General features: G+C 41.1%; 15 protein-coding genes, 1 pseudogene and 1 riboswitch. Of the genes and pseudogenes, 7 read left to right on the top strand and 9 right to left on the bottom strand.

Annotation, left to right across the window (positions count from 1 at the left end):
* Nucleotides 1-6 precede the first annotated feature (6 nt).
* Nucleotides 7-687, bottom strand: a complete 681-nt coding sequence (locus IM676_RS00435) for a GTPase family protein (protein ID WP_200988488.1) — start codon at nucleotides 685-687, stop codon at nucleotides 7-9.
* A 249-nt stretch (nucleotides 688-936) separates the two neighbouring features.
* On the opposite strand from IM676_RS00435, the gene IM676_RS00430 reads away from it, so the two are divergent.
* Both IM676_RS00430 and IM676_RS19645 read left to right on the top strand, forming a co-directional pair.
* Nucleotides 937-2,304 carry an NB-ARC domain-containing protein gene (locus tag IM676_RS00430; protein WP_200988487.1) on the top strand — a complete coding sequence of 456 codons (1,368 nt, stop codon included), beginning with the start codon at nucleotides 937-939 and terminating at the stop codon, nucleotides 2,302-2,304.
* Nucleotides 2,305-2,318: 14 nt separating this feature from the next.
* Nucleotides 2,319-2,468, top strand: a pseudogene (locus tag IM676_RS19645) (IS5/IS1182 family transposase); the annotation flags it as partial.
* 74 nt (nucleotides 2,469-2,542) lie between these two features.
* Here IM676_RS19645 and cobJ read toward each other — a convergent pair.
* The 6 genes from cobJ to IM676_RS00400 form a co-directional block, all read right to left on the bottom strand.
* Nucleotides 2,543-4,267: a precorrin-3B C(17)-methyltransferase gene (gene cobJ / locus IM676_RS00425; RefSeq protein ID WP_200988486.1), complete on the bottom strand. Its 1,725-nt coding sequence runs from the start codon at nucleotides 4,265-4,267 to the stop codon at nucleotides 2,543-2,545.
* Nucleotides 4,268-4,515: 248 nt separating this feature from the next.
* Nucleotides 4,516-5,277, bottom strand: coding sequence for an HNH endonuclease (locus tag IM676_RS00420; RefSeq protein WP_200988485.1), 762 nt, complete (start codon nucleotides 5,275-5,277; stop codon nucleotides 4,516-4,518).
* A 21-nt stretch (nucleotides 5,278-5,298) separates the two neighbouring features.
* Nucleotides 5,299-6,003, bottom strand: a complete 705-nt coding sequence (locus IM676_RS00415; RefSeq protein ID WP_200988484.1) for a precorrin-2 C(20)-methyltransferase — start codon at nucleotides 6,001-6,003, stop codon at nucleotides 5,299-5,301.
* Between the two features lie 2 nt (nucleotides 6,004-6,005).
* Nucleotides 6,006-6,632, bottom strand: a complete 627-nt coding sequence (locus IM676_RS00410; RefSeq protein WP_200988483.1) for a precorrin-8X methylmutase — start codon at nucleotides 6,630-6,632, stop codon at nucleotides 6,006-6,008.
* Nucleotides 6,633-6,684: 52 nt separating this feature from the next.
* Nucleotides 6,685-8,175, bottom strand: coding sequence for a precorrin-3B synthase (cobG, locus tag IM676_RS00405; protein ID WP_225880417.1), 1,491 nt, complete (start codon nucleotides 8,173-8,175; stop codon nucleotides 6,685-6,687).
* Nucleotides 8,176-8,228: 53 nt separating this feature from the next.
* A riboswitch (adenosylcobalamin-variant (AdoCbl-variant) riboswitch) is annotated at nucleotides 8,229-8,347 on the bottom strand.
* A 131-nt stretch (nucleotides 8,348-8,478) separates the two neighbouring features.
* Entirely contained in the window at nucleotides 8,479-8,694 is a 216-nt protein-coding gene (locus IM676_RS00400; RefSeq protein ID WP_200988482.1) for a hypothetical protein, read from the bottom strand.
* Nucleotides 8,695-8,867: 173 nt separating this feature from the next.
* On the opposite strand from IM676_RS00400, the gene cbiE reads away from it, so the two are divergent.
* The gene (gene cbiE, locus IM676_RS00395) at nucleotides 8,868-10,079 is read left to right on the top strand and encodes a precorrin-6y C5,15-methyltransferase (decarboxylating) subunit CbiE (protein WP_200990014.1); all 1,212 of its coding nucleotides are present in this window, start codon (nucleotides 8,868-8,870) and stop codon (nucleotides 10,077-10,079) included.
* A gap of 19 nt (nucleotides 10,080-10,098) precedes the next feature.
* Here cbiE and IM676_RS00390 read toward each other — a convergent pair whose 3' ends face one another.
* Nucleotides 10,099-10,665, bottom strand: coding sequence for a Uma2 family endonuclease (locus IM676_RS00390; RefSeq protein ID WP_200988481.1), 567 nt, complete (start codon nucleotides 10,663-10,665; stop codon nucleotides 10,099-10,101).
* 157 nt (nucleotides 10,666-10,822) lie between these two features.
* Here IM676_RS00390 and IM676_RS00385 point away from each other — a divergent pair, with 157 nt between their 5' ends.
* Nucleotides 10,823-13,279: a sucrose synthase gene (locus IM676_RS00385; protein WP_200988480.1), complete on the top strand. Its 2,457-nt coding sequence runs from the start codon at nucleotides 10,823-10,825 to the stop codon at nucleotides 13,277-13,279.
* Nucleotides 13,280-13,321: 42 nt separating this feature from the next.
* The gene (gene pgmB / locus IM676_RS00380; protein WP_200988479.1) at nucleotides 13,322-16,231 is read left to right on the top strand and encodes a beta-phosphoglucomutase; all 2,910 of its coding nucleotides are present in this window, start codon (nucleotides 13,322-13,324) and stop codon (nucleotides 16,229-16,231) included.
* A 16-nt stretch (nucleotides 16,232-16,247) separates the two neighbouring features.
* Here pgmB and IM676_RS00375 read toward each other — a convergent pair whose 3' ends face one another.
* Complete coding sequence (locus tag IM676_RS00375; RefSeq protein ID WP_200988478.1) at nucleotides 16,248-17,663, bottom strand: isochorismate synthase; 1,416 nt, start codon at nucleotides 17,661-17,663, stop codon at nucleotides 16,248-16,250.
* Nucleotides 17,664-18,010: 347 nt separating this feature from the next.
* Between IM676_RS00375 and menA the strand changes: the two genes are divergently transcribed.
* On the top strand, nucleotides 18,011-18,916 hold the full coding sequence (gene menA / locus IM676_RS00370) for a 2-carboxy-1,4-naphthoquinone phytyltransferase (protein WP_200988477.1): 906 nt from the start codon (nucleotides 18,011-18,013) through the stop codon (nucleotides 18,914-18,916).
* The gene (locus tag IM676_RS00365) at nucleotides 18,909-19,823 is read left to right on the top strand and encodes an o-succinylbenzoate synthase (RefSeq protein WP_200988476.1); all 915 of its coding nucleotides are present in this window, start codon (nucleotides 18,909-18,911) and stop codon (nucleotides 19,821-19,823) included. Before menA ends, IM676_RS00365 begins: the two co-directional genes overlap by 8 nt.
* Nucleotides 19,824-20,079 lie beyond the last annotated feature (256 nt).

Genomic DNA, 20,079 nt, shown 5'->3' with positions numbered 1-20,079 from the left:
ACTCCTTTAATTCAAGTTGTTATTTCTATTGACTAGATAATTAAATTTGTTGATGGTATTAACAAGGTTATCCAACCCATAATTATTAACAACAGAACAGGGGATTATATGTTCTATTTGAATGGGTAAATAAGGAGAAAATCTTTGATAAACAATGTTTATTTTCTCTGGGATTAAAGCTAATTGTTCTGGTGATGGTTGATTTTTTTCGCTGTCCCAATTTTCAGGATGTACTCGATCAATCTGATTCAAAACTATGACATAATGAGCTTCGGGAATCTTTTGTTTATTATCGGTTAGTTTGAGGATTGCTTTTTGATCTTCTGCAAATGCACGGGTATCAGCTTGAACCACCCACATAATTACATCTGCTTGATGGAAGGTTTGATAAATGTCCTCAAAATGCTGCTTATCTGCACATTCACTTTCACCAACACCGGGAGTGTCGCAAAGTTGCCAGGTAAAATCTTTGCCTTGACTAATTTTTGGTAACATCTTACCCTTGTATTTACTGACGGTTTGAGTACAAGGAACAGCATAATCTGTACGCCAATTTACTCCAAATAAAGCATTAGACAAGCTTGTTTTTCCTGTACCTGTTTGACCAAATTTAGCTATGGTGACAGTATCAACCTCTATATTTATAGGGGTTTTGATCGTTTTTGGTTCATTGCTCAATTCAGACATTTTGATTAATTTTTAGTTACTCTACTAAGTGACTAGAAGTATAATCGGATTCTTTAAATAATAATACTAAGTTTATTTAACCACTTAATTACTACCTATAAAACAATTTATAACCATCTGTCTATTGGAAAAAATAGGATTTGATTGGGAGATTTTCTATAAATTCTTATGTATAAGTTAGGAAAATATAGGTAAAATTAGGTTTGGTTGTTGCTATAATTACTGAAACCCTTACTATGTATATATTTTATGACTGTAGATGAAGTTGTAAAATTTGTTGATCAGATGGTTTTCGAGAAGACGGGAAAACATCTAGATGACATACAAATAGCTGTTGTTGAAGGTACATGGAATAAGAAATCTTATGATGATATTGCTCGCAAATATAATTTAACTACTAATCATATAGCAGATATAGGATCTAAATTATGGCAACTTTTATCTGATATCTTAAATCAAGATATAAAAAAATCTAATTTTTGTTCTACAATAAAGAGAATATATATTCAATCATCCCAAAATCCAAATATTTGTATTGGTAATAGTCATTGTTTTAATTTTAGTTCTCAACTATTAAATAATCCAAGTCAACCAGAAAAAACAGGTGATATAAATAGTAAATATAAATTATCTGCTTATGATTTAACTTTTGCTCCTGAAATTATCAATTTTTATCGGCGAGAAAAAGAATTAGAAAAACTATCTGATTGGATATTTAACCAAAATACTCGGTTAATTTCTGTATTAGGATTATATGGTGTTGGTAAAACCACTTTAGTTAAAAGATTTCTTGATTTCAACCTAAATAATTTTCCCGTTGTTATTTGGAGAAGTTTAAAATATCCTCAGTCTTTAGATTTACTGGTTAGTGATATTTTGAATGTTTGTCAACAACAACCTGAAGAAACTTTAGATAAACGATTAAAACAATTATTTTATATTCTTTGTAATCATAAATGTTTAATTGTTCTTGATGATTTTCAAAATATATTTATTCCTGGTAAATTCGCTGGACAATACAAATCTGAATATCAAGATTATCAAAATTTTTTGACGATGATTACTGAATTTAAACATCAAAGTCATGTAATTGTTATTAGTCAAGAACAATGTCCAGAAATGAAATCTTTAGAACAAGAATTTTATCCGATTAAGTGTTTACAACTATCTGGATTGTATGATGTTGATATTTTAGGAAATACAGATTTACAATATCAGGAATCATGGTTAAAATTAATTAATTTATATGCTGGTAATTTCAATGATTTAAAAAGTGTGATCAGCTTAATCCATAATAATTATGATGGTGATGTTTGTGAATTTTTATCTGATGATACTTTGCTGATCACTAATCAAATGCAATCTCGATTTCGGGAAATATATAACCGTTTATCAACACAAGAAAAAGACATAGTGTTGAGTTTGATTAACTTTGGTATTCCTGTTTCTAGAGAAGATTTAAAACTGCATTTAAGTTTATCTGTTATTGATTTTAATAATGCTTTACAGTCTTTGCAACAAAGGTATTTAGTTACGAAAATCAAAAATGAGAAAATATTGTTTCAATTGTATCCTGTTTTTAGAGGATGTTTGTCAAGTCAAGAAAAGCTCAAGTAACGATATTCTGTCAACGTAAACGGCATTTTTTAGTTGACACTCTGGGATTGGTTTTGATGGTTCTGGTCACCTCTGCTTATGAATCCGATCAAGCAGGAGCAAGAAAATTATTCGCCCAAGCGCAGAACAGAATTAGGGATCGCTTGAATCGGTTGGTGCTGATTTGCTTTGTTGACGGTTGACGGTTGACGGTTGACGGTTGACTCCTCATTGGGGCTATATAAACAAAGCCCATATATCATAACTTTTGTTTAGTGTATCGCCTTGGTGTATAAACTGAAATAGTCCCATCGCGGCGGTGAATTGTCCGGGTTTGGCTGGAACCAATTAAAATCACAGTCCGCATATCCGCTGCATCTGGTGTTAACTCTTGTAGTTGAATAACCTTGACACTTTCCCCTGGTCTGCCGAGATTTCTAGCTAATACTACTGGTGTATCTGGTGTTCTATATTGCTGTAAAATTTCTCTGGCTGCTGTTAGTTGCCACGTGCGCTCTTGAGAAACAGGGTTATAAAAGGCGATGACAAAATCAGCTTGAGCAGCCGCAGCAATGCGTTGTTCAATAATTGACCAGGGTTTTAAAATATCAGATAGTGAAATGGCGCAGAAGTCATGTCCCAATGGTGCGCCAATGGCCGCCGCTGCGGCTTGCATGGCGGAAATACCCGGTGCAACATGAAGATCAATGCTTTCCCATTCTGGTTTGGGGTTTTGATCGTAAGCCTCAAATACAGCGGCCGCCATTGCATAGATACCAGGGTCACCAGAGGAAACTACAGCGACATATCGCCCTGTTGCTGCTAAATCCAGCGCCATTGTCGCCCTGGCAATTTCTTCCCGGTTGTCTGACTCATGGAGTTGTTTACCCTCAGCCAGAGAGCCAATTAAGTTGATATATGTTTTATAACCCACTAAGTCAGTGGCAGATTTAAGTATTTCTCTCACCTCTGGAGACATCCACTGAGAACCACCCGGACCAGTACCAATAATCGCTAACCGCCCTCTGGTTTGACCGATGGTGCTGGTATCAATAGGGGCTGGAGCAATGGCAATTCTGAGGTGAGGACATGGGGAGGATAATCCAGAGGAGCCGGTTACCATAAGAGCTATGGCTTGGGACGGGCTATAACCTTGTGATATTAATTTTTCTAACTGATTTGAGGTAAAAAAGCGAATAGGTACTTTAAATGCGTTAGCAATGGCTTCTATGGCTGGATTTGCAGCCATATTAATATCTGCAAAAATACCCCCTACTGATGCTGGGGCTAATGCTGCATCTGCTAACAGCTGTTGTATTAAGCCCACATCAACAATATCACTGATGGTAACGGCTATATTTGCTGGGTGATAAACAAGGCGGTTGGGTGCGGGAGTGACTAAGCGTTCTGTAACCTCAATGGTTAAATTACCATCAGGGTCTATGGGTAATTGACTATTACTCAACCAAGGCGCTGTACCTTCGAGCTTAACTTGCGCCCCGGCTAATAAATCTGAAATAAATTTCTTAGCGTCATCTGGGTTAGCTAAATGATACCCAGGAGGGGGAGATAATAAAGCGGTGCGGAAACGAAGATCACCTGTGGTGGTAATTGCTGGTTTCACATCCAGGACTTCCGCAATGCGTCGCGCTAAATCATTCACCCCATTGAGTCCACCCAACAGGGGAACCACTGCACTCCCATCTTCAGCTACTGCTAATACTGGGGGTTCCTGTTTTTTATCAGAAAGCATGGGCGCTATGGTTCTGATGAGAATACCAGCTGCACAAATCCCAATTAAGGGTGTTCCCTGTGCGAATAATTCCCGTAATGTTTCACCAAAATTTGTGAAAGTAATATCAACGTTAGATGTGCGACCTGCCAAACCGTATAATGTCCCACCCTGTAGTATGCTGATGATTTGGCGGGCTAGTGGGACGCTGTTTTGACTAAGTACCACAATGGCAGGTGCAATCTTGATCATTATTTAATTTAATTAGATGTTTTATATTAAACCACAGATGGAAACAGATAATTGGGCGCTAACAGTCTAATATTTCTTGAATAACACTTTTCAAATCTTTATCAGTCGGGCGTTTGGCAAACTGCTCATGACTATAAATCCAAACTAGGCTAATGCTACAAGTACTTTCATTTACTAAATACATTAACCTGATTTGTCCAGATGCTCCCTGAGAAACTCCCAGTTCCAATTTATGATATGACGTATAGCTAGGTAGTTTGATTTTTTGATTGTTGCACTAGTGCTTTTAGCTCCTCAATAGTCAATGGTATCAAACGACGGTGAATCATTGCATGGCAGTTGGGACAGACAGGGCGTAAATCTTTGATGGGATCAATTTCGTACTCTTGACCAATTTCAGAAAGAGGGCGCAGATGATGCACATGAATCAAACCTTCACCCAATTTTCCAAAGACTTCACCGAAGTTAAAACCACAAACGTAACAGCTATAACCATAGTGGCTAATACACTTTTCACGAGCTTTGCGGTCTCGTTCATAAGCGTTGACAGAAACTTTATGGACTGCTCCTTCATAAAATCTCTCTTGAGGACTAACTTCGTCAGGAAAAATAGCATCAGAGCCAGCTTCTTTACTCACCCAACCCAAGAACTCTAAAGCTTCAGCAACTTCTGAATGCATTTCCCATAAAAAATTATGTTGGGTTGCATGACCAATAGACCAAACAGACCACCAATAATATTTGTCGTTGATATAATGACGTGGTTCAAACCCAATTGCATCACAAAACAGACGTCCTAGTTTGCCATACTGAGAGTTAACAGTTGGAACACCACCTTTGATACTAAGTAATTTGGCTAGTTGTGTAGATGTAACTGTGCGATTAGGACTATAATACTGCTCCTGAAGTAAGCGAATTTGCGTATCATTTATGCGATCGCTAATTGCATTTAAACCGGTGATGTATTCAGAAGAAGATGGTACTTTACTGAGTTTATAAATTCGCGCCATGAGCAAAACCTGTTGGTAAATCTATAATCGACTTTTAGTCGGTATGATAATCATAGAAAAATAAGGGACTTGATCTGGATCAACTTCATCCAGGGGTATAATTGTTTGTTGTGCCATTGTTGCCCGCTCAATGTATAATGCCCTTGATGCTAACCCTAATTGATGTAAAACATCTCGCACTTTGGTAAAATGGCGACCTAGTTTCATAATCGCCGCCGCATCGGTTGCTAGTAGGTGGGTGATTAATTGTTCTGCTGGCATGGGGGCGGGGAGAACGGTCATGATATCGTTGTAATAGGTAAAAGGTACACCCAAAGCCACAGGACAAGCCATGAGTGAGGAAACTCCTGGGACAACTTCCGTTTGGTACTTCTCAGATAATCGTGTGAAAACATACATAAAAGAACCGTAAAAAAACGGGTCTCCTTCACATAAAACTACCACATCACGTCCTGCGGCTAGATGTTCGGCAATGGGTGCAACTTCTTGGTCGTAAATGGCACTTGCCGTTTCTGGTTCTAAGGCGCGGGGTAGGTGAAACAGGACTTCGATTTGATGACCAGACAGATATTGAGAGACTATACCGCGGGCTATACTCTCTTTATCTACTGCGGACTGATAAGCCACCACAGGAGCGGACTGTAATAGTCGCAGTGCTTTCAATGTCAGTAGTTCTGGATCACCTGGCCCTACACCAATTCCATAGAGGCGGCCTTTGGTTGGCATAATTATTCTTCCTCTGTACCTAGGGCATTTACTGCTGCAGCTGCGATCGCACTGCCACCACGCCTACCATATAAAGTTAAAAATGGTACATTTTTGCTATTAACTGCCAGTGCTGCTTTTGACTCAGCAGCGCCCACAAATCCCACGGGAAAACCTAAAATAATCGCTGGCTTGAAAAATCCTTCTTCGAGCATTTCCAGAAGGTGAAATAGTGCTGTAGGTGCATTACCAATTGCTACCACTGCGCCATCTAAGTGCAAGCGCCACAATTCTACAGCCGCGGCTGATCTGGTATTACCCAGACGTTTAGCCAGGGCTGGAACTTCCACATCATAGAGGGTGCAAATAACCTGGTTGTTTGCGGGTAGTCTTTCTCTGGTAATACCCTCAGCAACCATTCGACAATCACACAAAATTGGCGCTCCTGCTGCGAGTGCAGCGCGTCCACGCTTTACCGCATCGGCTGAATATCCCAAGTCATTAACAATATCAGTCATTCCACAGGCATGGATGAGGCGTACAGCCACTTTTGCTACATCAGGCGGTAGCATCTCTAGGTTAGCTTCTGCTCTGATGATGGCAAAAGATTTACTGTAAATTTCTTTAGCATCTCGGATGTAGTCAGGCATGGGAAAATCAGCAATAGTGAATGGTGAATAGTGAATGGAAGCAGCAATAAACTTATCTTATTGGGGAAAATAACGACTGTAATTGTGAAATTTCATATCGATTAACAAATTCTCCAAAGGATTCATTACTGTTTCGGCATTGCATTTTATATACTCTTAACATCTGTTCTAAGAATACAGTGAGTTCGTCCACACTCACATATTCATAAAGTTGACGACCAAATTTGTGGTCGCTCTCACCTGCACCAACATAAATTTGATAAGCTCCCACAGTAGCATTTTCGGATTGTCCGCTCACACCCAGCAAAGTAATATCACTATTACCATGATGGGCGCAAGATTTTTCGCAGCCGCTAAAGTGAATATGAACAGGGTAATTGAGGTTAAGATTAGTTGGCAGATCATTTGCTAATCTCACAGCATCCCCTTTTGTATCTGTAGCTGCAGCTGCACAACCTTGATTACCAGAACAAGCCACTAATGCACTATTGATATTACTCCTAGAGAAATCTAAATTTAAAGCAGTGATTTCATTCTTAACATTGGAGAGCGCTGCTTGAGGAATGTCAGTCAGTAGTAGATTTTGCCAAGGAGTTAACCTGAGGGTTCCAGTACCAAATTCTGAGGCTAAATCAGCGAAACCCCGCATTTGCTTACTTTCTAACCGACCCAAAGGTAAAACCACGCCAACATAAAATAAGCCTTGCTGACCCTGGGGATGAATGCCAATATGGTGATACTGTGAACTTACGGTGTTTTTTACTCCCAGTGGGGATAGGGAATTAGTTGTGTCACAGACCGGACTGGGAGGAAGTGGAAACCCTAAGAGTTTTTCCACTTCTTTGAGGTAACTTTCACACCCCAAATTATTTAATAATTCTCGCAAACGCAGCTTGGGTTTAGTGTGTAACTCAGTGTAATGTCGGTAAACCTCAGCCAAAGCTGCTAAAACTGGCAAACATTGCTCTGGCAATAATATAATTGCCATATCTAGGGGTGGTTTTCCCGCCTGTCCCACACTCAGATAGAGACGAAAATAAACTTCACCGTCAATGACAACAGCAGCCAACATAATATCATTGAGCTGATGGCACACGGAAACTTGACCACCACCATCAAAACCAACACTAAATTTTGCCGATAGTTTTCCTAAGCTGGGATGTGTCGCCAGATAGTCATCCCACTGCTTGACAAAGGGACGGGTATCGATTAGTTCTTGGTGATCAATACCAGCGGTGGGACTGGTCATAATATTGCGAATATGGTCAACAGCAACATTGCGAGAACCAATACCTACATTTTGTAAATCCTGGAGAACGCTGGTATTTATTCCTGATCGCAGTTCCCGGATTTGGAGGTTAGCGCGATTAGTCACATCCACATAACCACCACCATAATTCTCGGCTAAATCTGCGATCGCATAACACTGTTTACTATCCAGAATTCCACCTGGTATTCTGATGCGAAATAATATCCCATCTGGGGCTAGTGTATCATAAAATAATCCAGGACATGAGGCAAAACCGGACAGCAAAATATTCACTCCTTCCCTGTGCGACGCAGGTACTAGATATATAGATGTGTATTGAGGACATGGTAAGGGTTGGCATTCTGACTTGGTAAGTAAAAAAACTGAACATTCTGCTTTGGTCTTACCATCACAGCTGCGGCACAGTCCCGGAATTACACCGGAGTTTCCCAACTCTCAGCTTTAATAATTTAACATGATCAGGTATTCAAGCCACTGGATGCTGCATTTTTTTTAAGATTCGGTTAAATATAGTACTGAAGTATATCTGGATAGTTTATTTACCACCTCCATTAACCCTATGATAATTACTAGGAGTTACGCAAAATTAACTAAATCAACTAAGGTGTCAGGCTGGAACCTCACTACACAGGAAACTAAGCATCCACGATAATGCTCAGATGTAAACACCAATAGTGTGATATTCCTGGAACCAGGATCTAAGATGCGCTTCACCTTGCAAACTTGCATCTTATTCTTACAGTAGGCAATAATGCGATCGCCTGGTTTGACATCCAACGCTTTAATTTTCAATTAATAATCAACCTAATTATGAAATTTAACCAAGTCAAGTAAATATATATTACTATATTTACTTAGTAAAAATTGTAATGCACATTGATTATAACACACTCATAAAAGTTGGAAAATTCCAAAATTTTGCAGCGGAAAAACTACCACATCTAGTAAAATTATTATCAGATCCTATGATAGGGAAATGGCTATCGATTGTCGGTATTGGTGAAGATGGGTTACAGGGTTTAAGTCCAATCGCCCGTTCCCTGATTGACCAAGCGGAAGTGATTATGGGGGGCGATCGCCATTTAACCATGTTACCCCCCGATGACCAGCGTGAGAAAATAGCCTGGACATCACCGATTAGCACTTCAATAGCAGAAATTACCCGCCGTCGGGGTCAATTAATCTGTGTCTTAGCCAGTGGCGACCCCTTATGTTACGGTATCGGTGTCACCCTTACCCGACAATTCCCCCTAGAAGAAATCACCATCATCCCTGGGCCTTCCACCTTCAGCCTAGCTTGTGCCAAACTAGGATGGTCTGTAACTGAAACAGAGACCTTGAGTTTGTGTGGTCGTCCAGGGTCGCTTCTCCAGTCTTACATTTACCCCCAGGCGCAGCTGTTAATTTTGAGCGCAGGAAAAGATACACCGGCAATTGTGGCGGAAATCTTGACAAATCGCGGTTATGGTGGTAGTAAAATTACTGTTTTAGAACATCTGGGGGGTATTCAGGAAAGAATTGTACAAGGTACAGCCGCATCTTGGAGTGAAACAGAAATTGCCCCGCTCAATGCGATCGCAGTTAATTGTATTGCCGATTCTGGGGTGATCCCCTTACCCAGATTACCAGGATTACCAGATCATGCCTATCATCATGATGGACAATTAACTAAGCGAGAAGTGAGGGCGGTCACCTTAGCCAAATTAGCACCCGCTCCCGGAGAACTATTATGGGATGTGGGCGCGGGTTGCGGTTCAATTTCCATTGAATGGATGCGTACTAATTCCCGATGTCAAGCGATCGCCATTGAACAGAACCCTGGTAGACTAAAGTACATAGCAGACAACGCCACCGCGTTAGGAACCCCCCACCTAAAAATTATTCCCGGTCAAGCACCATCAAGCCTGAAAGATTTACCGACACCGGATGCTATATTTATTGGTGGTGGAGTCACTGCGGAAGACCTGTTTGATACCTGTTGGACAGCATTACGTCCCGGTGGGCGGTTAGTAGCTAATGTTGTGACAATAGAAGGGGAGCAAACCTTATTTAAATGGTATAATCAAGTTGGTGGTGATTTAACTCGTATTGCTATTCAAAGAGCTGAACCTATAGGTAAGTTTTTAGGTTGGCGGGCTATGTCCCCTGTGACTCAGTGGGTGGGGATAAAATTTTAAACCCCAAGAACTGCGCAGATCAAGCAAAAAGCACATCCTCATACACTTGTGCTATGGTCACCTCAAAGTCAATGCTAGTTAGTCGCAATGACTTTTGTTCTGGGGTGTAGAATTGCAATACCCACAGTCCTTGGTCGTTACGACTAAAACAGTCGATGCGCTGACGTTTTGTATTGATTAAGACATACTCTTGCAATGTAGAAATTCCCTGGTAATCTGCAAATTTATCACCACGGTCAAAGCCCTCAGTAGAATCAGATAAGACTTCGACAATTAAACAAGGGAATTTTTTATAGTCCTGCGTTTCCCGGTCTCTTGGGTCGCAAGTCACCATCACATCAGGATAGTAGAAACGATTCAGCGATTCAATCCTGGCTTTCATATCGGCGATGTAAACCCGACAACCTGAACTACGTACATGATTACGTAGCAGACTAGCAAGGTTGAGAGCAATAGTCACATGGGAGTCAGAAGCCCCAGCCATGGCGTAGATATAGCCATCAATATATTCGTGTTTGGTGTGACTCTTTTCCTCAATTTCTAAGTATTCTTCCGGGGTGACGTAGATTTCAGGGGAAGTAACCATATTGACAACCTGAAGGTATAGACTGAATTGCTAGGGTTTCATCCCTAAGCCAGACGTGAACAGCTTTCATACTATCTATTCTATGGATATAACTGTGGGAAATGTACCTCTAGCATCACATTTGAGGTCGTAACCTGATACTGTGCTGGAGTTGGTCATGTATGAACTGTTTCAGACCTGTTTAGATGCAGATGAAAAAATCACTCTATGTCAATTGATTTTACAATTAAGTGCGACCAATAAACGTTACTTCTTAAGAAACGAGATTTTACACATTTTTGCGGATTACTGTCAGAGGAAGCAAAAGCCGGCTTACTTTTACTACTCTTCTTCTGTGGGCAGATTAATTCACAATACCCATGAAATGATTTTAGCACCGGAAGGTACTTGGTTTGTTTTGCGCCCCAGAATTGCTAATCAGGAAGTGTGGCGACTGCAAGCTGACTGCTCTGGATTCGAGCCAATGACACCCGAAGCATGGTTAGATGTGAGCGATCGCCTGGTTAACCGCTATCAACCCCACATTCTAGAAATTGACTTTCAACCGTTTTATCCGAAATCCACCAGAATTACTGACCCCAGAAATATTGGTCAAGGTCTAGCTTTCTTGAATCGCTACTTGTGCGATCAACTGTTGACTGACAGCAATTATTGGTTAGAGCTGTTATTTCAAGCATTATATGAACTAACTTATGATCAAAAACCCCTATTAATTAGCGATCGCGCCAGCGCTGCTGCTAAAGCAGATCACATTTCCGGTGGTATCCACCTGAAGCAACAAATTAAACAGGCCCTGAAATTTCTGGAACAACTACCCCCTGAAGAACCCTACGCTAATTTTCGCCCTCACCTGCAAGAATTGGGTTTTGAACCCGGGTGGGGTAATACAGCTGGGCGTATATCCGAAACCCTAGAACTGTTAGAACAACTTATACACAGTCCCCAACCCGCTATCTTAGAAGCATTTGTCGCCCGCATTCCCGCCATTTTCCGCGTGGTTCTGATTTCTATACATGGTTGGGTAGCTCAACAGGATGTTTTAGGTAGAGATGAAACACTCGGTCAAGTGATTTATGTCCTGGAACAAGCGCGCAGCTTGGAAAATAAACTGCAAACAGAACTCAAACTAGCAGGTCTGGATGTATTAGGAATTCAACCACATATAATTATTCTCACTAGACTTATTCCTAACTGCGAAGGTACAGAATGTAATTTGCGGCTAGAGAAAATTGATAACACTGCAAACGCTTGGATATTGCGAGTTCCCTTTGGTGAATTCAATCCTGAGATTACTAACAATTGGATTTCTAAATATGATATTTGGCCTTATTTAGAACAATTTGCTAGGGATGCAGAAAAAGAACTATTAGGTCAGTTCCAAGGTTGTCCCGATCTCATTGTTGGTAACTACAGTGATGGTAATTTAGTAGCCTCCCTCCTTTCCCAAAGCCTGAAAGTCACTCAGTGCAACATTGCCCACACTTTAGAAAAACCCAAACATTTATTTAGTAATCTATATTGGCAGGACTTAGAAGAAAATTATCACTTTTCCGCACAATTCACCGCTGACTTAATCAGTATGAATGCTGCGGACTTTATCATCACTTCATCCTACCAAGAAATTGTGGGCACCCCAGATACAATAGGGCAATATGAATCATACAAGTGTTTTACCATGCCCCAGCTATATCATGTAATTGATGGCATTGATTTATTTAGCCCTAAATTCAACATGGTACCCCCTGGAGTAAGTGAAAATATCTTTTTCCCTTATAACCACAAACACAGGCGGGATGTTGAATTTACCAACCAAGTACATGATTTACTATTTACTCGTCAACATCCCCAAATTCTTGGTGATTTACATAACCCGAACAAGCGACCGATCCTCAATGTTGCTCCCATAACCTCAGTCAAGAATCTTACAGGTTTGGCGGAATGTTTTGGCAGAACACCGGCGTTACGAGAGCATTGTAACCTGATTTTTATTACGAGTAAACTGTATGCCACCGAAGCAACCAACCCTAGACAAGCAGAGGAAATTCAAAAACTCCATGACATAATTAATCAATATGAACTCCATGGACATATACGCTGTATAGGGATGCGTCTTCCCCATCGTGAGCTAGGAGAAGCCTATCGAGTCATTGCCGATACTCAGGGAATTTATGTTCACTTTGCCCGCTTTGAATCCTTTGGTCGCAGCATTCTGGAAGCTATGGTTTCCGGTTTACCCACTTTTGTAACTAAATTTGGTGGTGCTGTAGAAGTTATTGAAGAGCAACAAAATGGATTTCATATTAACCCTACAGATGAAAAAGAAACAACAGAGCGAATTTTGAGCTTCATAGAAAAATGTGATACTCAACCCCAACTATGGGAGGAAGTTTCGCAAACCATGAGCCAACGTATTCTGAATAAATATAATTGGCAAATCAACAATAGTCAAATGCTATTGCTAGCTAAAATATTTAGGTTTTGGAACTTTGCTGCTCCTGACAATAATGCAGCCAAATATAGATATATAGAAGCATTATTCCACCTAATTTTTAAACCCAGAGCAGAAATAATTTTAGAACAACATATGCAGAATTCTCTGTTCGTCAAAAATTAAAAACTTTGCTTCCTAATTGGGAATTTAGCCTAGGGATTCGCGATGAATAAAAAAAGTGATCATAACCACTTCATATATACAGACTGGATATTAATTGAGACTGAATTTGACCCTGAGCAGTTACATTCCAGAGAAACTATCTTCACCATCGGTAACGGATACCTGGGCACAAGGGGTAGTTTTGAGGAAGGCTATATTCGCGCATTACCAGCTACTTTTATCCACGGTGTCTATGATCATGTTCCTGTAGTTTATACTGAACTCGCCAATTGTCCAGATTGGTTACCATTAACACTTAATATTAATGGCGATCGCTTCCGTTGCGATCAGGGAAAAATATTAAACTATGATCGACAACTAGACCTGCGTCAAGGCCTTCTTAGCCGTTCTCTACGCTGGTGTAGTCCCCATGGGCAAACCATAGATATTGAGTTTGAACGGTTCGCTAGTGTAGCTGACCAGCACGTATTAGGGCAACGTTGCCAGGTAAGACCGGTAAACTTTGATGGTGTAATCGAGATTCAGGCTAGTATTAACGGCTACTCAGAAAATCAAGGTTTCAACCACTGGGAAGCAATCGACCAAGGTAAAATTGAGGGGGGAATCTGGTTATACAGCCGGACTCGCGGCTCCAGGATTGATATTGGTATGTCCGCCAAGGTGGTATTATCAGGAACTGAATCGGGTTTACAAGTGCATACTGCTCCTGGCTACCCTACGGTAACTGCAACCTTTCTTGCTACACCAGAGCAGACAGTGACACTGGAGAAATTAGTCACAGTTTTTACCTCCCGGGAAACTTCCCAACCAGTGTCAGCAGCTCAAGAAAAACTCGCGCACTTACCAGACTATATCACCCTGCGGCAAGCCAACGCTCAAGCATGGGATGAGGTTTGGCAGTACAGTGATATTGCCATAGAGGGGGATAGTAAAGCCGCCTTTGCCATCCGTTACAATTTGTTTCAGCTGCTAATTGCCGCCCCCAGGCATGATGAAAAAGTGAGCATTCCCGCTAAAACCCTTTCGGGTTTTGGCTACCGTGGTCATATCTTTTGGGATACAGAAATTTTTATTCTGCCCTTTTTTATCTTTACCCAACCAGCCCTGGCGCGTAATTTATTGAGTTACCGCTATCACACTTTAAATGGTGCCAGACGGAAGGCATCCCATTATGGGTATCAAGGGGCGATGTATGCTTGGGAAAGTGCTGTTACAGGGGATGAGGTAACACCACGTTGGTCACTTCCTAGTGATTTTTACGGTGAAGATATCAGAATTTGGTGTCGTGATCACGAAATTCACATTAGTTCAGATATTTCTTATGCTGTCTGGTACTATTGGCAAGCAACTGGTGATGATCAGTGGATGCAAAGGTGCGGTGCAGAGATTATTTTAGATACTGCCATCTTTTGGGGTAGTCGAGTTGAGTTCAATTCTGAGCAAGACCGCTATGAAATTCGTGGGGTAATAGGAGCAGATGAGTATCACGAGTTTGTCCACAATAACACCTTTACCAACCGGATAGTACAATGGCATTTGGAAAAAGCTGTGATAGTTGATAATTGGTTACGTCAAAGCTTCCCGGAAAGAGCCAAGGAATTAGACCAACAACTACAACTTAACCCTGAAACGAAAAGCCAATGGCAGCATATCGCCGCTAAACTCTGGATTCCTTACGACTCTTCAACAGGATTAATAGAGCAGTTCGAGGGATTTTTCCAGTTGGAAGATATTAACCTGCAGGACTATGAACCACGCAACCAGTCCATGCAGGCCATTTTGGGTATCGAAAAAACTAATAAGTTGCAGGTACTCAAGCAACCAGATGTATTAATGCTGTTATATATGATGCGGGAATTGGGAGATTTTCCCTACAATCAAAAATCATTACAAGCAAATTGGGACTACTACGCACCCCGTACGGATATTACCTATGGTTCATCTCTAGGCCCGGCAATTCATGCAATTTTAGCCTCAGATTTAGGAAAACGGGCAGAAGCTTATGAGCGGTTTATGCAAGCAGCAATGATCGATCTTGAGGATACCCGAGGTAACACTGCTGATGGTATTCATGGGGCTAATGCTGGAGGAATTTGGCAAGCTGTGGTTTTTGGTTTTGGTGGAATTAAACTGAGGGACAGTCGCCCTGTGGCTAACCCTCATTTACCCCAGGGGTGGACAGGCCTGAAGTTCAAACTGCATTGGCGGGGTGAATGGCACGAATTCAATTTACGTCCTCAAATGAACCAGGAGAAAGGTGATCAGGGGTTGATTTTATTTGCTCCTTCATCTTTCCCCATCCGAGGGGTGATTTTTGATTTAGATGGTGTGTTAACTGATACGGCTGAATACCACTATTTAGCTTGGCGCAAACTAGCAGATCAAGAGGGTATAGAGTTTAATCGAGAAGCTAATGAGGCGTTGCGGGGTATATCCCGTCGGGCTTCTTTGATGTTAATTATTAAAAATAAAAAATATTCAGAGTCACAAATTCAGGAAATGTTGGCACGCAAAAACCGCTACTATGTGGAAATGATTGCTAATATTACACCCCAAGATTTGTTACCAGGTGCGATCGCTTTGCTGGATGAGTTGCGACAACAGGGTATTAAAATCGCTATTGGTTCAGCCAGTAAAAATGCCCAGATGGTTGTAGAGCGTTTGGGGATTGTTGATCAAGTCGATGCGATCGCTGATGGTTATAGTGTACAACAAGCTAAACCGGCACCGGACTTATTCCTATATGCAGCGGAGCAATTAGGAGTCCCACCACAGCAATGTCTAGTCATTGAAGATGCGGCTGCAGGTATAGAAGCGGCTCTGGCTGCTGGTATGTGGGCTGTGGGTCTAGGTCCATGTGAACGAGTTGGTGCGGCTCATGTTGTTTTACCTAGTTTAGCGGGTGTGACCTGGGCGGGGTTGCAAGCCCAATTAAGGAAAGCCGTTCTGTGAGAACAGATGGGGAATCTTAAACTAATGCTTTGAGTAGGGCTTGAAGTTTCAGCTGCACTTCGGCCAATTCTTTCTCAGGATCTGAACCCGCTACTATACCAGCACCAGCATACAGCCTAGCGCGATCGCCATCGATTAATGCTGAACGAATCCCAACTATAAATTCACAATTCCCCCTAGCATCTATCCAACCTAGAGGCGCAGCATATAAACCCCGCTCAAACTTTTCATATTGACGAATTTCTGCACAAGCAACATCTCTGCTGGCACCGGCAACCGCTGGGGTAGGATGAAGTTGGGATACTATCCTTAAGGGGTGAACGTGAGGGGGAACCCTGGCTGTAATGGGTGTCCATAAATGCTGGATGTTAGATAATTGTCTCAGTCGCGGTGCTAATATCTGGGGTGACAAACCCAGCTGGGATAGGTGTTGAGTAATAAAATCAATCACTAAAGAATGTTCGTGTCTTTCTTTGATACTATTTAGTAAGCGATTGGCGTTGGCTGCATCCTCCGCGGCTGTTGTACCTCTGGGTGCAGAACCGGCTAAAGCATCGGATATTAATTCTTGATTATTAATACTAATTAATCGTTCTGGACTCGCACCAATAAAGCTTTGTCCTTTACCGTTACTGGTAGAGAAAATATAACAATTAGGATGTATTTCCCGCAGTTTTTTTAAGGATTTGAATAAATTAAAAATCGTGCTGGCTTTGACATCTAAGGCGTTGGCTAGGACAATTTTACTTAAGTCACTGGTGCGAATTTTTTCTACTGTAGATATTACTGCTCTTTTAAAGTCTTCCGTCTTGGTTACAGATTGTTTGCTAAATTTATTTGGTAGTTTATCCAACTTATTAGCAGTAGATTCTAAGGGATGAATTTGGTTGATTGTATCCTGCAAATCCTCAAGGATCTTTTCTAGATTCCTGTGAGGTTTAATAATTATATTGTTAACTAATATACACTGTTGATTTTTAACTGCTATTTGCCAACGTGGTAAAAAAATTGTCGCCGGTGGAAATGGGTAATCTTTTTGGGAATTATGGTCAAAAAAGGTGAAATAACAAAAAAAGTGCGGACCACTAAAATTATGCTCGGTAATCCCAAAATTTATGATATCTTGAAGACAAGATTTAATAAAATATTCGGCTTGCTGAAAACGCTGTTTGCCATCAATTTCTAATTTGAACACCGTATCAATGGCGGCGATCGCTTCTCCTTTGGTCTGGTTCTCAATGTAAAAATTTATACTATCTTCTTGTGTAAATTTATTTAACACAAGCAAGGGATCTACCCAGTCAATATTCAGGGAAATACTGACAATTTGCCGACAATTATTTTTGAGGCAATTTTCCCTAACTTTCCACAGAAAATCGTATAGGTCTTTGTGTGTAACCAAGAAGTTGCTGCGACATGGTGAAACTGTCATGGGTCTAGCAATAGTAAACTTTTTTTAAGTTAACTTCCTAAAGTCTAATTAAACGTGGTGGTATTTCTACAGGTAGCATATTCAGTTGCCAATTCACCAGAGTATGGTTTGCTGTATTGATGGTGTTCCCATAGGCTAAACAGCTATCTGTGAGTTTTGGGTTGCAACCAAAAATTGAGTATTACTAACCGGAGGTTAACCAACCACAGTAAATGCCATAAGTTTGGCACTTAACTAGTCTTTAGTAAAGCACAGGGTGGTTTTGCACTACCTGGGAGGCGCTGGTGTCTCAAGGATACGTAAAAGTTTATACATGATTCAGGTGATAATCTCATTAATAAGGACTGATGAGCAAAAAGCAGGTTGTAAATCCTCAAATTAAATTATGGATAGCGGCAATTAAACCGCCAATGTATAGTGTTGCTATTATGCCGATTTGGGTAGGAACAGCAGTAGCTTTTGCGGAAACTAAAGGATTTAATTTAGTAGTATTTTCTACTTTTATAGGGGCAGCAATTTTAATTTTAGCTTGGGAAAATATAAGTAATGATGTTTTTGATGCGGAAACGGGAATTGATAAAAATAAACATCATTCTTTAGTTAACTTAACTGGCAAAAAGTTATTAATATTTTGGTTAGGTAACTTGTGTTTATTAGCTGGTTTACTGGGAATCATCGCCATTGCTACTTGGCAACAAGACCCGACGGTGATAGGTTTAATTTTGGTGTGCTGTGCTTTGGGCTACACATACCAAGGGCCACCTTTTCGCTTAGGATACCAAGGTTTAGGGGAAATTATTTGTTTTTTTGCCTTTGGACCTTTAGCGATAACAGCGGCATACTATAGCCAAACTCAAACTTGGTCTATGACTAGTTTAGCAGCTTCCGTGATTGTGGGCATTGCTACCAGCTTAATTTTATTTTGCTCCCACTTTCACCAAGTTAAGGATGACATAGCAGCGGGTAAGCGATCGCCTGTGGTGCGTTTGGGAACCGCCAAAGCTGCAAAAGTCCTCTATTGGTTTACCAGTAGTATTTATCCCCTGATTTTGTTATTTGTTGTCTGGGAGGTGTTCCCAATCTGGACTCTGCTTAGTTGGCTGAGTTTACCTTTGGCTTTACAGTTATGTCACCATGTGCAAAAAAATCATTATCTCCCGGAAAAGGTGAGTAATTGTAAATTTATTGCGGTTAATTTACATTTTTGCTGTTGTTTGCTGTTGGGTTTGGGGTTTATCTTGGGGGTTGGTTAAGATTTTTAACTTTGATTTTCGTTGCTACAGGAGGCGGTTTTTACAACCATTGATTACTAATCATGGGATTTGGTCTACCCGTGAGGGTTTGATCATTCATTTACGTGATTCTGGGGGTAACTGTGGTTGGGGGGAAATTGCGCCTATTAGTTGGTTTGGTTCGGAGACTCTAGAGGAAGCTATAGATTTTTGTCGTCAATTACCAGGGGTAATTACACGGGAGATGATTTTCTCAATTCCCGATAGTTTACCAGCTTGTCAGTTTGCTTTTGAGTCAGCTTGGGAAGCAATGGGTAATTTACTCAGATATCCTCAATCTCTCCGTTATAGTGGATTGTTACCAGCAGGGGAGGGGGCGTTAAGTAAGTGGAAAACCCTGTGGGAGCAAGGATACCGTACATTTAAATGGAAAATTGGGGTGGGTGAGTTTTCTAGGGAGTGGGAAATTTTTGATTTATTGACCCGGAAGTTACCACCTACAGCTAAGTTGCGATTAGATGCTAATGGTGGACTGAGTTATGAGGAGGCTAAACTATGGTTGGGAATTTGTGACCATGTTTCTAAGGTTGAATTTCTGGAACAACCATTACCAATCCCAGAATTGGGGGGAATGTTGGAGTTAAGCGCTAGTTTTCAGACTGCGATCGCCTTAGATGAGTCTGTCGCCACATTCCCACAACTACAATACTGCTTTCAACAGGGTTGGCGAGGGATTTTTGTGATTAAACCAGGGATAGCGGGTTACCCTTCCCGTCTGCGCCAATTTTGCCAACAGCATCATATTGATGCGGTGTTTTCCTCAGTGTTTGAAACCGCAATTGGTAGACAAGCTGCTTTACAACTAGCAGCAGAATTATCCCCTAAAAATCGGGCGGTTGGTTTTGGTGTCCATCATTTTCTCAACTAAACTCCTGACCATCGCGGTTGACGGTTGACGGTTGACGGTTGACGGTTGACTGGGAAGAGGTGTGACCATCAACAGCCATTAGCCCTAAAAGTGGACTGCTAGGTTACATATAATACTCTAGGCAATGATTGTTAACCCTATTTGTCCTGTGAGAATTAACACCCAGTCGGATTTATCCGACTTGAGCTTATGGCTACCGCTATCAGACAGGGGTTTCTAACCCCTGGCTCCCGATGCTCGTAGCTCTTAAACCCTG

The sequence above is a fragment of the Anabaenopsis elenkinii CCIBt3563 genome (genome assembly GCF_015245355.1).
GTDB classification, from domain to species: domain Bacteria; phylum Cyanobacteriota; class Cyanobacteriia; order Cyanobacteriales; family Nostocaceae; genus Anabaenopsis; species Anabaenopsis elenkinii.
The sequence above is the reverse complement of the archived record's forward strand: the minus strand, read 5'-3'. Positions and strand labels throughout refer to the sequence as shown.

What these genes read in the sequence shown, in the direction of transcription:
- IM676_RS00435 (WP_200988488.1), bottom strand. Translation starts at nt 687, where the DNA reads ATGTCTGAATTGAGCAATGAACCAAAAACGATCAAAACCCCTATAAAT.
- IM676_RS00430 (WP_200988487.1), top strand. Translation starts at nt 937, where the DNA reads ATGACTGTAGATGAAGTTGTAAAATTTGTTGATCAGATGGTTTTCGAG.
- cobJ (WP_200988486.1), bottom strand. Translation starts at nt 4,267, where the DNA reads ATGATCAAGATTGCACCTGCCATTGTGGTACTTAGTCAAAACAGCGTC.
- IM676_RS00420 (WP_200988485.1), bottom strand. Translation starts at nt 5,277, where the DNA reads ATGGCGCGAATTTATAAACTCAGTAAAGTACCATCTTCTTCTGAATAC.
- IM676_RS00415 (WP_200988484.1), bottom strand. Translation starts at nt 6,003, where the DNA reads ATGCCAACCAAAGGCCGCCTCTATGGAATTGGTGTAGGGCCAGGTGAT.
- IM676_RS00410 (WP_200988483.1), bottom strand. Translation starts at nt 6,632, where the DNA reads ATGCCTGACTACATCCGAGATGCTAAAGAAATTTACAGTAAATCTTTT.
- cbiE (WP_200990014.1), top strand. Translation starts at nt 8,868, where the DNA reads ATGATAGGGAAATGGCTATCGATTGTCGGTATTGGTGAAGATGGGTTA.
- IM676_RS00390 (WP_200988481.1), bottom strand. Translation starts at nt 10,665, where the DNA reads ATGGTTACTTCCCCTGAAATCTACGTCACCCCGGAAGAATACTTAGAA.
- IM676_RS00385 (WP_200988480.1), top strand. Translation starts at nt 10,823, where the DNA reads ATGTATGAACTGTTTCAGACCTGTTTAGATGCAGATGAAAAAATCACT.
- pgmB (WP_200988479.1), top strand. Translation starts at nt 13,322, where the DNA reads ATGAATAAAAAAAGTGATCATAACCACTTCATATATACAGACTGGATA.
- IM676_RS00375 (WP_200988478.1), bottom strand. Translation starts at nt 17,663, where the DNA reads ATGACAGTTTCACCATGTCGCAGCAACTTCTTGGTTACACACAAAGAC.
- menA (WP_200988477.1), top strand. Translation starts at nt 18,011, where the DNA reads ATGAGCAAAAAGCAGGTTGTAAATCCTCAAATTAAATTATGGATAGCG.